This is a genomic window from Micromonospora sp. WMMA1947 (assembly GCF_027497355.1).
Taxonomy (GTDB): domain Bacteria; phylum Actinomycetota; class Actinomycetes; order Mycobacteriales; family Micromonosporaceae; genus Micromonospora.
This window is the reverse complement of sequence record NZ_CP114909.1, coordinates 2,394,903-2,407,450: the sequence shown is the minus strand read 5'-3', so window position 1 is coordinate 2,407,450 and position 12,548 is coordinate 2,394,903. Positions and strand designations below refer to the sequence as shown.

Sequence of the window (12,548 nt, the reverse complement as noted above, 5' to 3'; positions counted from 1 at the left end):
GTCGGCGGGTGGCCGAACCCGACCTGACCCTGACCGCGACGCTGCGGCCGGCCGCGCTCGACGCCCGTCGCGGCGTGGTGCGCCTGCACCCCGAGGTGCTCACCGCGCTGGCGCTGCGCCCCGGCGACCCGGTACGCCTCACCGGCCGGCGCGTCACCGCCGGCATCGCGGCCGCCGCCGAGGCGAGCACCAGCGGCGCCCTGCTGCACGCCGACGACCTGCTCCTGGGCAACCTCGGCCTGCGGGCCGGCGGCCAGGTCACGGTGAGCCCGCTACCGGCGACCCCGGCACGCCGGCTCACCCTGTCCGGCCCGGCTGCGGTGGTCGCCGCGGTCCCGCCGGAGATGCTGCGGCTCGCGCTGCTCGGCAAGATGGTCACCGCCGGGGACGACGTCTCGCTGCTGCCGCAGGACGTGTTGCCGGACGCCGCCGTGCGCGGCCTGATCGAGGCCGCGCGGCGCAGTCTCGCCAGTTCCGTCGGGTACGCCTGGACCAGCACGCTGCTCACCGTCGTGTCGGCCGAACCGGCGGTCGGCGCACTCGTCACCATGGACACGGTGGTGGGCTGGGAACACGGCCCCGCCACCCGCGGCTCCGGCCCGGCGACCTCGGCCTCCACCGCGCGGGACGCCGCCCCCTCCATCGCGTCGGGCGGAACGGGAGCCGCCGGGGACCTGCTCGGCCCGGAGGACGCGCCCGACGTGGACGAGCTGCCCGGCCTGCGCGCCCAGGCCGAGGAGCTGACCGAACTGCTGGACCTGGGCTTCCACCACCGCGAGGTGCTGGGCCGGCTCGGCACCACCGTCTCGCTCGGCGTGCTGGTGGAGGGCCCGGCCGGCTCGGGCAAGTCCGCGCTCGTGCGTGCCGTCGCCGCAAAGGTCGGTGCGGGCGTCCGGCCGCTCTGGGCACCGGAACTGGCAGCGCTCAGCAACGACGCGGCGGCCCGCCGGCTGCGCGAGGCGGCCTCGGCCGTACGCGCCGGTGGTCCCGCCGTGCTGCTGGTCACCGACGTGGAGTCGATCGCCCCGGCCGACGAGCCGGGTCCGCTGGCCACGGTGTTCCGCCAGGTGGTGGCCGAGACGCTGCGGGCCGGCGCCGCAGTGGTGTGCACCAGCGGGCGCCCCGAGGCGGTGGACCCGGCGCTGCGCGGCCCGGACCTGCTCGCGCTGCGGATCACCGTGCCGCTGCCCGACGCGGCGTTGCGCCGGGAACAGCTGACGGTGTTGACCCGTGAGGTGCCGCTCGCCGGTGACGTCCGGCTGGACGAGGTGGCCGCCCGTACGCCCGGGTTCGTCGCGGCGGACCTGGCGGCGCTGGTGCGCGAGGCCGGGGTCCGCGCGGCGCTGCGGCAGAAGACGGCGGAGACGCCGACGGTGGCGATGGCCGACTTCACCGCCGCGCTGGAAGTGGTCCGCCCGACCACGATGTCGGCGTCCACGCTGGAGCTGGCGTCGGTGACGCTGGACGACGTGGGCGGGCTGCACGAGGTCAAGCAGACGCTCACCGAGTCGGTGCTCTGGCCGCTGACCTATCCGGACACGTTCGCCCGGCTGGGCGTGACGCCGCCGCGTGGGGTGCTGCTCTACGGCCCGCCCGGCTGCGGCAAGACCTACCTGGTGACCGCGCTGGCCGGGTCCGGGCGGGCCAACGTGCTGTCGGTGAAGGGCGCGGAGCTGCTCTCGAAGTGGGTGGGTGAGAGCGAACGGGCGGTCCGGGAGCTGTTCCGCCGCGCCCGCCAGGCCGCGCCCACGCTCGTCTTCCTCGACGAGGTGGACGCGCTGGCCCCGGTACGCGGGCAGGCCACCGACGGCGGCACGACCGACCGGGTGGTGGCGGCGCTGCTCACCGAACTGGACGGCGTGGAGGCGCTGCGCAACGTGGTGGTGGTCGGCGCGACCAACCGGCCGGAGCTGGTCGACCCGGCGCTGCTGCGCCCCGGCCGGCTGGAACGCCTCGTCTACGTGCCGCCACCGGACGGCCCGGCCCGCACGGAGATCCTCCGCGCCTCCGCCCGGGACGTCCCGCTCGCCCCGGACGTGGACCTCGACGCGCTCGGCACCGAGCTGGACGGCTTCTCCGCCGCCGACTGCGCCGCGCTGATCCGGGAGGCGGCGCTGGCCGCCATGCGGGAGTCGCTGGAGGCGAGCACGGTGACCGCCGCGCACGTCGAGGCGGCCCGGAACCGTGTCCGGCCCTCGCTGGACCCGGTGCAACTCGCGCACCTCGAGTCGTACGCCGCCGGCCGGTCCTGACGGGCCGCCCGGCGGTCAGCTCTCGTCGCGGCGGCGGTCAGCTCTCGTCGCGGCGGCGGGCGGCGGGGCGGCGGGGCCGCTCCGGGACGCGGCGGCGGCGCTCGGATTCACGCTGTGCGCGTACCGGCCTGCTGCGGGCACGCTCCGGCGCGGTGAGGACCGGCTCGTCGGCGTACTCGTCGTCGTCGAAGTCCTCGCCCTCGTCGTAGGCGGCGTACTCGTCGTCGGCCGCCCCGGCGTCGCCCCGCTCCTCCCGCAGCGCGGTCTCGTGGTCCTTGACGACCTGCGAGTCCTCGATCTCGCCGCGCCAGCCCTCGACCGCGTCCGGGTCGAGCACGGTCCGGGTCATCACGTGCCGGACGAAGTGCTTCAGCTCCAGCCGGACCCGGCGGCCCTGGGCGCGCCACAGGTTGCCGGTGTGCTCGAAGAAGCCCTGCGGGTGGTACTCCAGCACGACCAGGATCCGGGTCAGCTCCGGGGCGACCTCGTGGAAGCTCACCGTGCCGTCGACCGAGCCCTTCTCGCCCTTGGACCGCCAGTGGATCAGCCGGTCCGGGATCTGCCGGACGATCGTCGACTCCCAGGTCCGGTGCGACCAGAGCACCTGCGCCTTCCAGGTCATCTTCTCGTCGGCGTCGCAGTCGGCCTGCTCGACCTTCTTCATGAAGCTCGGGAAGTCACCGAACGTCGTCCACTGGTTGTAGGCGACCCGGACCGGCACGCCGACCTCGATTGTCTCGACGATGTTGGTGACCTTGAGCGTCTTGCCGCCGTCCCGGCCACCCTTGCGACCGAACGCCGCCATCAGCTTCTCCTTACCGCCGGCCACGCCGGCATGGAACATGGCCTTCACCGGGGAGGCGCCACCGGCGAGCCGCTGCGCGCCGGTGGCCGCGGCGACCAGGCCCGGGTCGCCGCCCTGCTTCGCGTACTCGCTGAGCCGCCCGGTGGCATCGGTGACCCGATCGGTGACCGCCTGCACGGCGCGTTCACCGAGGGCCGTGGCGAGGTTGCGCAGCTCGCCGCCGATCTCGTCGCGTACCCGGTCGGTGAGGTTGCTCGTCGCCACGACTCACCGCCCCCGATCGGCTCGGGCGGGCACCGGCGCGTCGGGCTGGTCGTCCAGCTCCGGCTCCTCGTCGGGCGCGGAACGCTCGGCGTCCGGCCTCCCCGTGCCGCTCCTGCGGCGCAACGCGTCGGCACCCCCGCGCAGGCGTCCGCCGATGGCGTCGATGCCGTTGCCGGCAGCGGCGGTCGCGGCAGCCCGCCCGGCGGCCACCAGCGGCGGGCCCAGCCCGCCGAGGTTACGTAGTTGCGGGTTCGCGGCGACCAGGTTCGCGCCGAGCTGCTTGAGGCCCCCCGGGCGCTGGCTGGCCCGCCCGGCGGCGACCGCCGCGGCGAGCGTCAGCGCGGTACGCATCTTCCTGCGGCGACCCAGCAGGTAGCCGAACCCCACCGCCAACGCCACTCGTGCTCCGCTTTTCATCCGGACTCCTTCGCACTCCCCGGGAGGCGGGCGTCGCGCTCCCGGAGAGGCGGGCAGTACCCGTCATCCCATGGAGAAAACATTTCCGCAGGAGCGCGAAATCGCCCAGCAAGGCGGCTCTGAGCAGGAGAAAAGCAGCCGGGGTGAATGCGGAGAGAAGCGGGTCAGCGGATCGGCAGGGCGGAATCCAGCGACATTCGGGCGTGCAGTTTTCCGTCTTCCTCGCGTAATTCCGCGCCGCATTTGCGCAGCACCGAGATCGCGCCCGCGTTGTCCGGCGTGGTGTCCGCGACCACCGTGTGCATCCCGGCCGCGGCGGCGGCGTGCAGCAACTGCCGCAGCGCGGCGGCACCCAGGCCCCGGCCTCGCGCGGACCGGCCGAGCCACATGCCGGTCTCCACGGTGCCCGGCTCGTCCCGGCGGGTCATCCGCACCATGCCGACCACCTCACCGCCGGAGACGATCGCGTACATGGCCGTGCCGGTCGGGCCGTTGAGCCCGCCGAGGCTGGCGCGGTGGAACTCGCGGAACGCGTCACGGCGGGCCAGCGACCAGCCCGCCGGGGCGTCCACCGGAGGCATGACGTCCTCCGGTTCCGCCTCAGCCGCCGCTACGGAGAGCAACGGTTCCAGGTTCCGTTCGTCTACCGGCTCCAGCCGTACCGCACCCGTCACGTCGCGCAGTCTGCCGCCCGTCGTCCGGGTCGTCCACCGCTTTGGGGAGGGATTGCCGCTATGGCCGATCGCCTCGTCCGGTCGTACCCCCGGGGTGTTCCCGCCTCACGCTGCGTTGTCATCCGACCGGTCGTTCCGGGGTGAGTGTGGTCACGTCGACGGGCCGAACTCGCAGAGCACCACCGAGGCGTCATCGGTGCGCTTGCGCCGGCGCAGCCGGTCCGGGTGGTCCCGCTCGGCCACGCGGACCCGGTCGATCAGCCCTTCCGGACCTTCCACCGCCAGCACCTCCAGCAGCCCGGCCCAGTCGAACAGGCCGAACTGGTCGACCGCGCAGGACGCCCCGTCGCTGAGCAGCGCGGCCCGGCGCAGCGCTCCCGGACCGCGCAGCGGAAGCGTCCCGGTGAGCGCGTGGTACGCGGCGTCCGGATCGCTCGCCGCCGCCCAGTAGCCGTGGGTGCGGTTCATCCGGGTGCGCTGCACGGTCGTGGCGCGCCGGAACCGGGTGGCCGGGTCGGTGTCGCCGTCGGGCAGCGCGGCGGCGCTGCGGCGCAGGTCCGCCACCGCGTCCGCGAGCCGGTCGTCGGTGACCACCTCGATCCCCCGGTCGGTGTCGAGCACCAGCGGGCTGTCGCAGAGCACCAGGTGGTCGACCCGGTCGCCGCTGTGCCGGAGCAGGCAGACGGTGGACGACGGGGTGCCCGGATGATCGAGGTCGCACATCCCGCCGTGGTCGGCCCGTACCGCGAGGATCGCCGCCGCGAGGCTGCTCATCAGCGTGGCCGCGGGGCGGGCCGCGACCGCCAGGCCGATCCGGGCGGCCAGGTGCCGGACGTACCAGGCGGGACCGTGCACGCAGCCGGTGTCGAATCCCTCGGGCACGGTGGCCCCGTCGAGGACGCCGACGAGCGGGCCGAACCGGAAGACGACGTCCTCGTTCTCCGGACGACCGGGCGCCGGGTCGGACGCGGAACGCACCCGCATCACCGGTGCCTCCGCAGCCGGGCGCGCCGGGCTGCTGCCGATCGCGTACCGGCGGTCTGGTGCCCCCATCGTCGGCCTCCGTTCGTCGTCGCCGGCCGCCTACCCGGACCGCGCCCGGTCATCCGCCGCCGACCCCGATCGTGGTAACCGTGCGTCATCCTCTCCGGACCTTCGGTAGCGTCGGATGCGACCGGGTCGGTCCCGGTGACAGGGGGTACGACATGTTGGAGCGGTTGCACGAAGGTGGCATCCGGGCGGAGCACGCCTACCTCGCCGGATTCGTCAGCATCGGCCTCTCGGTCACCAGCTGGTTCCTCTCCAAGCACATGGAGCGCGCCGGGGTGGCGCGGGCGGACCGCTGGGGCATCTTCATCGGCGAGTGGGCGCCGACGTTCTTCGCCATCGGCAACGGGCTGCGCACGTACGAGAAGTGAGGCCGGTCAGCGTCGCCGGTTACGGGCACGCGACGAGCGCAGCCGGCGCAGCCGGCCGATCAGCACCGGCTCGGCGGCGAGCGCGGCCGGGTGGTCGAGCAGAGCATTGAGCAGCTGGTAGTAGCGGGTCGCGGAGAGCCCGAACGTGTCCCGGATGGCCTGTTCCTTGGCGCCGGCGTGCTTCCACCACTGCGCCTCGAAGGCGAGGATCCGCTGCTCCCGCTCGGTGAGGCCGGCCGGCGTCGTGCTCGCGGCGCCCGTATCCGCCGCTTCCGCACCGGGCTGCTCGACCGGCGCGGTGGACTCGACAGGCGGCGACCCGGGCCGAACGGACTCCGACGGCTCCGACGGTGCGGTGGACTCGACGGGCGGAGCGGTGCGCGGTGGCGGAACCGTCCCGCCCGCGTGGCGCGTACCCGCTGCCGGGCCGGACGGGTCGACGGCGGCCCGCTGCGAGGCGTCGGCGGACATGGCGCTCCTCTCCGACGGCGGGTGACCGGCACGCGGAGCGCGCCGGCCGGGGGAGCCCCAGCGTAACCAGGGCCGCCCCCGGCCGCATCGGACGCGGGGTCCGCGCCGCCGGGGGGAGCCGGCGGCGCGGACCAGGTCAGGCGATGTCCCGCCGCCGCATCGTCCCGAACGCGGCCACGACCGCGCCCACCAGGGCCACGCCGAACACCACAGCCGACTGCTGCCAGGTGACCACGTACGTGGCCGGCTCGCAGGCGCCCTGGGAGAACTGACAGGTGTCGTAGTCGAACAGTTCCGCCTGCTTCAGGAACCACGACTGGGCGTACGTGGAGAGCACGTACCGGTCGCCGAACTGCACCCCGAGCACGGCGACCGCGATCCGGATGCCGATCTCACTCACCGCGAAGATGCCCACCGCCGCGCCGAGCGCCATCGCCGTGTGCCGGCCCAGCGAGGCCAGCGCGAACCCGACCGCCGCCACGAGGAGCGTCATGCCCAGCGCGCGCAGCCCGTCCAGCCCGATCGACTGCCACACCCCGGCGGTCATCTTCGCGGTGCTGCCCCGCTGGCCGGCGATCAGCCAGAACGCCGCCGTCCAGAGCGCGCCGAGCACCACGGTCAGGCCGAACACCGTGGTCAGCAGGGCGGCCAGCTTCGTGCCCAGCACGGTCAGCCGCTTCGGTCGCCACAGCAGCAGGTTCATCATCCCGCCGGTGTTCCACTCGGCGCCCACGAAGGAGGCGCCGACGATGAAGCCGAACAGCGCCACGGAGGCGGCGAACACGGCGATGAACATGGGGAACTCGGCCCGGAAGTCGAACTGGTACGGCAGGTACCACTTCGCCTCGAACATGTCGGGCTGCGGCTGGTAGTCCTTGCCGCAGTTCGGGCCGTACCGCTCCTCGGTCTTCTCGCCGCGCGCCTGGGCCGCCTCGCACTCCGCGACGTTACGCTTCCAGTCCGTCATCGCGGACTGGTAGTCGTTGTTCGCCTTGGCCTCGGCCTCGGCCACCACCACGGGCGAGAGCTTCTCGCTGGAGAAACTGAACGCGGTCGCGACGGTGGCCAGGCCGAGCACCAGCAGCACGAGCATCAGCCGGGTCACCCGGCGCTTGCCGAGCCGGCGCAGCTCGGTGACGAACAGGCTCATGCGCCCCAACCTCCTGCGGTGCCGGTCTGGTCGACCTTGGCGGACTGATCGACCTGACGGTGCTGGCCGGGGACCGGCGCGGTGGCGGTCAGTTCGAGGAAGACGCTCTCCAGGTCGACGGCGACCGGGGTGAGCTCGCTGACGTACAGGCCCTGCTCGGCGAGCAGCCGGCTGACGGTGGCCGGCTTGTCCACGCCGGACAGCATCAGGTGGTCCGGCTCGGCGGTCACGCGGACCCCGGCACGGCTGAGCGCGTCGGCGGCCTGGGGCAGATCGTCGACCGCCTCCAGGCGTACCCGCACGGCGCCCTGGGAGTGGGCCGCGAGCACCTGGTCGACCGGGCCGAACGCGACCCGGCGGCCGAGCGAGATGATGGTGACCGAGTCACAGATGAGCTGGATCTCGCCCAGGATGTGGCTGGAGAGCACCACAGTCATCCCGGCCTCGGACAGCTCCCGCATCAGCCCGCGCATCTCCCGGATGCCGCCCGGGTCGAGGCCGTTCGCCGGCTCGTCGAGGATCAGCAGCTTGGGGTTCTTGAGCAGCGCGGACGCGACCGCGAGGCGCTGCTTCATGCCGAGCGAGTAGGTCTTGACCCGCTCACCCGCCCGGTCGCGCAGCCCGACCAGCTCCAGCACCTCGTCCACGCGCTGCTTGGGCAGCTCACCCGCCTGGGCGAGCAGGCCCAGCGTGTCCCGCGCGCTGAAGTGCGGGAAGAACTGCGGACTCTCCACGATGGCACCGACCTGCCCGGCGACGGCCGGCAGCGCGTGCGGCAGCTCCTGACCGAGGATCGCCATCCGGCCGCCGTTCGGCTTGATCAGGCCGAGCAGCGTACGCAGCGTGGTGGTCTTGCCCGAACCGTTCGGGCCGAGGAAGCCGTGCACCTGGCCGGCTTCCACTCGCATGTCGAAGCCGTCGAGCGCGTGGCGAACCCCGCGCTTCCGGCTCCGGTACGTCTTGCGGAGACCTTCGATCTCCAGGACAGCCGACACAGCTGACCTCCCCCGATAAGTAGGCGTCAGCGACACCATACGCGGTATGCACCGGAAGGCAATACCCGGTATGCAGTGTCGGCGTGTCAAGGCGTGTTAAAAGGGGGCCCCGCCTCTACCGCAGGCGTTAAGAAGGGGCCCTTCCTTGCACGTCAGGCGCAGACGACGTGCACTCCGGCGTCACGGAACGCCGCCACCACGTCCGGCGACGCGCCGGAGTCGGTCACCAGCGTCTCGATCCGGTCCACCGGGCAGATCCGGGCGAACGCGTGCCCACCGAGCTTCGACGAATCGGCTATCACCACGACCCGCTTGGCCCGGGCCACCATGAGGCTGTTCATGGCCGCCTCGCCCTCGTGGTGCGCGGCGGCGCCGAGCTGCGGGTCGATCGCGTCCACGCCGAGCAGCGCGACGTCGAGCGTGACCTCGCGCAGCAGCGCCCCGCCGAGCGGGCCGACCAGCTCGAACGACTTGGGCCGGACCACGCCGCCGGCCACCACCACCTTCATCCGCGAGCGCACCAGCAGCTCGTTGGCGATGTTCAGCGCGTTGGTGACCACGGTGAGCTGGGCGCCTTCGGCGCTGGTGTTGAGGTCCGGGCGGACGGCGAGCGCCCGCGCCACCTCGGTGCTCGTGGTGCCGCCGTTGAGGCCGACCACGGTGCCCGGCGACACCAGCGCGGCGGCGGCGGCGCCGATCCGCTGCTTCTCGGCCGAGTGCTTCGCCGTCTTGTAGCGCAGCGGCAGGTCGTAGGAGACACCGTTGGCGACCGCGCCACCCCGGGTACGGGTGATCATCTGCTGCTGGGCGAGCTGGTCGAAGTCGCGCCGGATGGTGGCCTGGGAGACCTCGAGCCGCCCGGCCGCCTCCTCGACGCTGACCCGGCCGCTGTCGGTCAGCATCTCCAGCAGCGCGTTCCAGCGCGCGTAGCGGTCCACCGCGGGGCCCTCCCCTGACTGTGCGTGAACGGTGATCGGTTGCGTGCACACTAGTGCGCGAAACTCGGTCCGCGCAAAAGCCTTCGCTGCGCGAACTTGGAGACAGTTGCCACAACCACGCCGCTTCGCGCAGAATGACGCGCGAAAGACGGCAGTATCGCGCCGTATTGCGCAAGGGTTTCCCCGGCGAGGAGTTGTCATGGCGTACGTGCACGCGGAGATCGCGAGCCAGCCCGACTGCTGGCGGGAGGCGGCGCGACTCGCCCCGACCGTCGCGACGCACCTGCCGCGCCCCGGCGAGCGGGTCGCCGTGGTCGGTTGCGGCACGTCGTGGTTCATGGCCATGGCGTACGCCGGGCTGCGCGAGGCCGCCGGCCAGGGCGAGACCGACGCCTTCCAGGCCAGCGAGTTCCCGGCCGGCCGCCGCTACGACCGGCTGATCGCGATCACCCGCTCCGGCACCACCACCGAGGTGCTCGACCTGCTCACCGCGCTGCGCGGGGAGATCCCCACCACGGTCCTGGTCGGCGACCCGGACTCGGCCGCCGTGACGCTCGCCGACGCCACCGTCGCGCTGCCCTTCGCCGACGAGCGGGCGGTGGTGCAGACCCGCTTCGCCACCACCGCGCTCGCGCTGCTGCGCGCCCACCTCGGGGAGGACCTCGGGCGGCTGGCCGCCGACGCCGAGGTGGCCGTACGGGCCCCGCTGCCGATCGACCCGGCCGGCATCGAGCAGGTCACCTTCCTCGGTCGCGGCTGGACCGTCGGGCTGGCCCAGGAGGCGGCGCTGAAGTGCCGCGAGGCGGCCACGTTCTGGGCCGAGGCGTACCCGGCCATGGACTACCGCCACGGCCCGATCTCGGTCGCCGCGCCCAGCCGCCTGGTCTGGGCGCTCGGCGAGATCCCGGACGGCCTGCCCGAGGACGTGGCCGCCACCGGCGCCGCGTTCGTGCACAGCCGCACGCACGGCTGGCGTACGGTGCTGACGAGCTGGTCCGCAGGCCGCAACCCGGTCGACCCGATGGCCGACCTGATCCTGGCCCAGCGCTTCGCGGTCGCGCTCGCCACCACCCGGGGCCTCGACCCGGACGCGCCGCGCCATCTCACCCGGTCCGTGGTTCTGGCATGAGCCGCGGCGACGAGGTCGTCGTCGCGCTGGACGTGGGCGGCACCGGGATGAAGTGCGCCCTGGTCCGGCCGGACGGCACGACTGTGCACACCGAACGGCACGCCACCGGCGCGCAGCGCGGCCCGGAGGCGGTGGTCGGCACCATCCTCGACGTGGCCGAAGGGCTGGCCGGCAAGGCCCGCGCCGACGGTCGTACCCCGGTGGCCTGCGGCATCGCCGTACCCGGTGTGGTCGACGAGGCGCGTGGCGTGGCGGTCTGGTCGGCGAACGTGGGCTTCCGGGACGTACCCCTGCGGGAGCTGGCGGGCACGCGGCTGGGACTGCCCGCGGCGCTCGGCCACGACGTGCGTGCCGGCGGCCTGGCCGAGGCGCGGCTCGGCGCCGGGCGGGACGCCGGGCACGTGCTCTTCGTCGCGATCGGCACCGGCATCGCCGCCGCCCACGTGGTCGACGGGTCGGCCGCCACCGGCGCGCACGGCGCCGCCGGGGAGATCGGCCACATCCTGGTACGCCCCGGCGGCCCGCGCTGCGGGTGCGGGCGGGCCGGCTGCCTGGAGGCGGTGTCGTCGGCCTCGGCGATCGGGCGCCGGTACGCGGAGCTGTCCGGCGCGCCCACCACCGCCGCCGAGGTGGCCGACCGGGCCGCCTCCGGTGAACCGCTCGCCGTCGAGGTGTGGCAGGACGCGGTCGAGGCGCTCGCCGACGGACTCGCCACCGGGCAGGCGCTCTACGATGTGTCGACAGTGGTGCTCGGCGGCGGGCTGGCCCAGGCCGGTCCCCGGCTGTTCGACCCGCTGCGGACGGCGTTGCGCGAGCGGCTGACGTTCCACCGCGAGCCGCGCCTGGTCGCGGCCGACCTCGGTGACGAGGCCGGCTGCCTGGGCGCCGCCCTGCTGGCCCTGGACACCCTGGCGAAGGAGAGTCGATGACCCGGCGCGTGACCGGCAAGGTGGTGACCCCGACCGGCGTCATCCGGCAGGGTTGCGTGGAGATCGCGGACGGGCGGATCACCGCTGTCGCCGAGTACCCGTCGGTGCGCGACGGCCACTGGATCGTGCCGGGCTTCGTGGACATGCACACCCACGGCGGCGGCGGGCACACGTTCACCACGGGCGACCCGGAGTCGGCGCGGCAGGCCGCCGCGTTCCACCTCGCTCACGGCACCACCACGCTCCTGGCGAGCCTGGTCAGTTCCCCGTTCGAGCTGATGCGCGACGCCACCGCCGCCTTCCGCCCGCTGGTGGAGTCCGGCGTGCTGGCCGGCGTCCACTACGAGGGCCCGTACCTGTCCGGCGACCGCTGCGGCGCGCAGAACCCGGAGTTCCTGCGCGACCCGTCCACCGCCGAGCTGACCGAGCTGATCGAGCTGGGCGGCGGCGCCGTACGCATGGTGACGCTCGCGCCCGAGCGGGACGGCGCCACCAAGGCGATCGAGCTGCTGGTGGCGAGCGGCGTGGTGGCGGCGATCGGGCACACCGACGCCACCTGGGAGCAGACCCGGGCGGCGGTGGCTGCGGGCGCGACCGTCGGCACCCACCTGTTCAACGGGATGCGCCCGGTGCACCACCGCGAGCCCGGCCCGGTGGTGGCGCTGCTGGAGGCCCCGAACGTGGTGTGCGAGCTGGTCGCCGACGGGGTGCACCTGCACGACGGCATGCTCGGTTTCGCCACCTCGGTGGCGGGCCCGGACCGGGCCGCGCTGATCACCGACGCGATGGCCGCCGCCGGGATGCCGGACGGCGAGTACGAGCTGGGCGGCCAGGCGGTCACAGTGGCCGACGGGGTGGCCCGGCTGAGCCGCGACGGCGCGATCGCCGGCAGCACCCTCACCATGGACGCGGCGCTGCGGCACGCGGTCGGCGCGGGCGTGGCCCTGCCGGACGCCTGCCGGATGGTCGCCACCACCCCGGCCCGCGCGATCGGCCTCGGCGACCGGGTGGGCGCGCTGCGCACCGGCCTGCGCGCCGATCTGGTGATGCTGGACGACGACCTGAACGTGGTACGGGTGATGCGCGGCGGCGACTGGGTGGAGTGA

The 12,548-nt window shown here is 74.0% G+C and carries 13 protein-coding genes; 5 read left to right on the top strand and 8 right to left on the bottom strand.

Features of this window, described 5'->3' with window-relative positions:
• Window positions 1-8: 8 nt before the first annotated feature.
• Window positions 9-2,252, top strand: coding sequence for an AAA family ATPase (locus tag O7604_RS11600; protein WP_281579624.1), 2,244 nt, complete (start codon window positions 9-11; stop codon window positions 2,250-2,252).
• 37 nt (window positions 2,253-2,289) lie between these two features.
• On the opposite strand, the gene O7604_RS11595 is transcribed toward O7604_RS11600, so the two are convergent.
• From O7604_RS11595 to O7604_RS11580, 4 genes are all read right to left on the bottom strand, one after another.
• Window positions 2,290-3,321, bottom strand: coding sequence for an SRPBCC family protein (locus O7604_RS11595; RefSeq protein WP_281579623.1), 1,032 nt, complete (start codon window positions 3,319-3,321; stop codon window positions 2,290-2,292).
• A 3-nt stretch (window positions 3,322-3,324) separates the two neighbouring features.
• Entirely contained in the window at window positions 3,325-3,738 is a 414-nt protein-coding gene (locus O7604_RS11590) for a hypothetical protein (RefSeq protein WP_269703766.1), read from the bottom strand.
• A gap of 164 nt (window positions 3,739-3,902) precedes the next feature.
• Window positions 3,903-4,412 (bottom strand): GNAT family N-acetyltransferase, encoded by a 510-nt coding sequence (locus O7604_RS11585; protein ID WP_194801874.1) that lies wholly within the window; start codon window positions 4,410-4,412, stop codon window positions 3,903-3,905.
• Window positions 4,413-4,562: 150 nt separating this feature from the next.
• On the bottom strand, window positions 4,563-5,465 hold the full coding sequence (locus O7604_RS11580) for a hypothetical protein (protein ID WP_281579622.1): 903 nt from the start codon (window positions 5,463-5,465) through the stop codon (window positions 4,563-4,565).
• A gap of 152 nt (window positions 5,466-5,617) precedes the next feature.
• On the opposite strand from O7604_RS11580, the gene O7604_RS11575 reads away from it, so the two are divergent.
• Window positions 5,618-5,830 (top strand): hypothetical protein, encoded by a 213-nt coding sequence (locus O7604_RS11575; protein WP_013288875.1) that lies wholly within the window; start codon window positions 5,618-5,620, stop codon window positions 5,828-5,830.
• Window positions 5,831-5,836: 6 nt separating this feature from the next.
• On the opposite strand, the gene O7604_RS11570 is transcribed toward O7604_RS11575, so the two are convergent.
• The 4 genes from O7604_RS11570 to O7604_RS11555 form a co-directional block, all read right to left on the bottom strand.
• On the bottom strand, window positions 5,837-6,301 hold the full coding sequence (locus O7604_RS11570) for a DUF3263 domain-containing protein (protein ID WP_281579621.1): 465 nt from the start codon (window positions 6,299-6,301) through the stop codon (window positions 5,837-5,839).
• A 136-nt stretch (window positions 6,302-6,437) separates the two neighbouring features.
• Entirely contained in the window at window positions 6,438-7,451 is a 1,014-nt protein-coding gene (locus tag O7604_RS11565; protein WP_281579620.1) for an ABC transporter permease subunit, read from the bottom strand.
• Complete coding sequence (locus tag O7604_RS11560; RefSeq protein WP_281579619.1) at window positions 7,448-8,446, bottom strand: ATP-binding cassette domain-containing protein; 999 nt, start codon at window positions 8,444-8,446, stop codon at window positions 7,448-7,450. The genes O7604_RS11565 and O7604_RS11560 overlap by 4 nt, the downstream gene beginning before the upstream one ends.
• A gap of 152 nt (window positions 8,447-8,598) precedes the next feature.
• The gene (locus O7604_RS11555) at window positions 8,599-9,384 is read right to left on the bottom strand and encodes a DeoR/GlpR family DNA-binding transcription regulator (RefSeq protein ID WP_281579618.1); all 786 of its coding nucleotides are present in this window, start codon (window positions 9,382-9,384) and stop codon (window positions 8,599-8,601) included.
• 199 nt (window positions 9,385-9,583) lie between these two features.
• Between O7604_RS11555 and O7604_RS11550 the strand changes: the two genes are divergently transcribed.
• From O7604_RS11550 to nagA, 3 genes are read left to right on the top strand one after another with little or no spacing between them, the layout of a single operon-like run.
• Window positions 9,584-10,513 carry a sugar isomerase gene (locus O7604_RS11550; protein ID WP_281579617.1) on the top strand — a complete coding sequence of 310 codons (930 nt, stop codon included), beginning with the start codon at window positions 9,584-9,586 and terminating at the stop codon, window positions 10,511-10,513.
• Window positions 10,510-11,442: an ROK family protein gene (locus O7604_RS11545; protein WP_281579616.1), complete on the top strand. Its 933-nt coding sequence runs from the start codon at window positions 10,510-10,512 to the stop codon at window positions 11,440-11,442. Before O7604_RS11550 ends, O7604_RS11545 begins: the two co-directional genes overlap by 4 nt.
• The gene (gene nagA, locus O7604_RS11540) at window positions 11,439-12,548 is read left to right on the top strand and encodes an N-acetylglucosamine-6-phosphate deacetylase (RefSeq protein ID WP_281579615.1); all 1,110 of its coding nucleotides are present in this window, start codon (window positions 11,439-11,441) and stop codon (window positions 12,546-12,548) included. The genes O7604_RS11545 and nagA overlap by 4 nt, the downstream gene beginning before the upstream one ends.

What these genes read in the sequence shown, in the direction of transcription:
- O7604_RS11580 (WP_281579622.1), bottom strand. Translation starts at nt 5,465, where the DNA reads ATGGGGGCACCAGACCGCCGGTACGCGATCGGCAGCAGCCCGGCGCGC.
- nagA (WP_281579615.1), top strand. Translation starts at nt 11,439, where the DNA reads ATGACCCGGCGCGTGACCGGCAAGGTGGTGACCCCGACCGGCGTCATC.
- O7604_RS11590 (WP_269703766.1), bottom strand. Translation starts at nt 3,738, where the DNA reads ATGAAAAGCGGAGCACGAGTGGCGTTGGCGGTGGGGTTCGGCTACCTG.
- O7604_RS11565 (WP_281579620.1), bottom strand. Translation starts at nt 7,451, where the DNA reads ATGAGCCTGTTCGTCACCGAGCTGCGCCGGCTCGGCAAGCGCCGGGTG.
- O7604_RS11570 (WP_281579621.1), bottom strand. Translation starts at nt 6,301, where the DNA reads ATGTCCGCCGACGCCTCGCAGCGGGCCGCCGTCGACCCGTCCGGCCCG.
- O7604_RS11545 (WP_281579616.1), top strand. Translation starts at nt 10,510, where the DNA reads ATGAGCCGCGGCGACGAGGTCGTCGTCGCGCTGGACGTGGGCGGCACC.
- O7604_RS11575 (WP_013288875.1), top strand. Translation starts at nt 5,618, where the DNA reads ATGTTGGAGCGGTTGCACGAAGGTGGCATCCGGGCGGAGCACGCCTAC.
- O7604_RS11550 (WP_281579617.1), top strand. Translation starts at nt 9,584, where the DNA reads ATGGCGTACGTGCACGCGGAGATCGCGAGCCAGCCCGACTGCTGGCGG.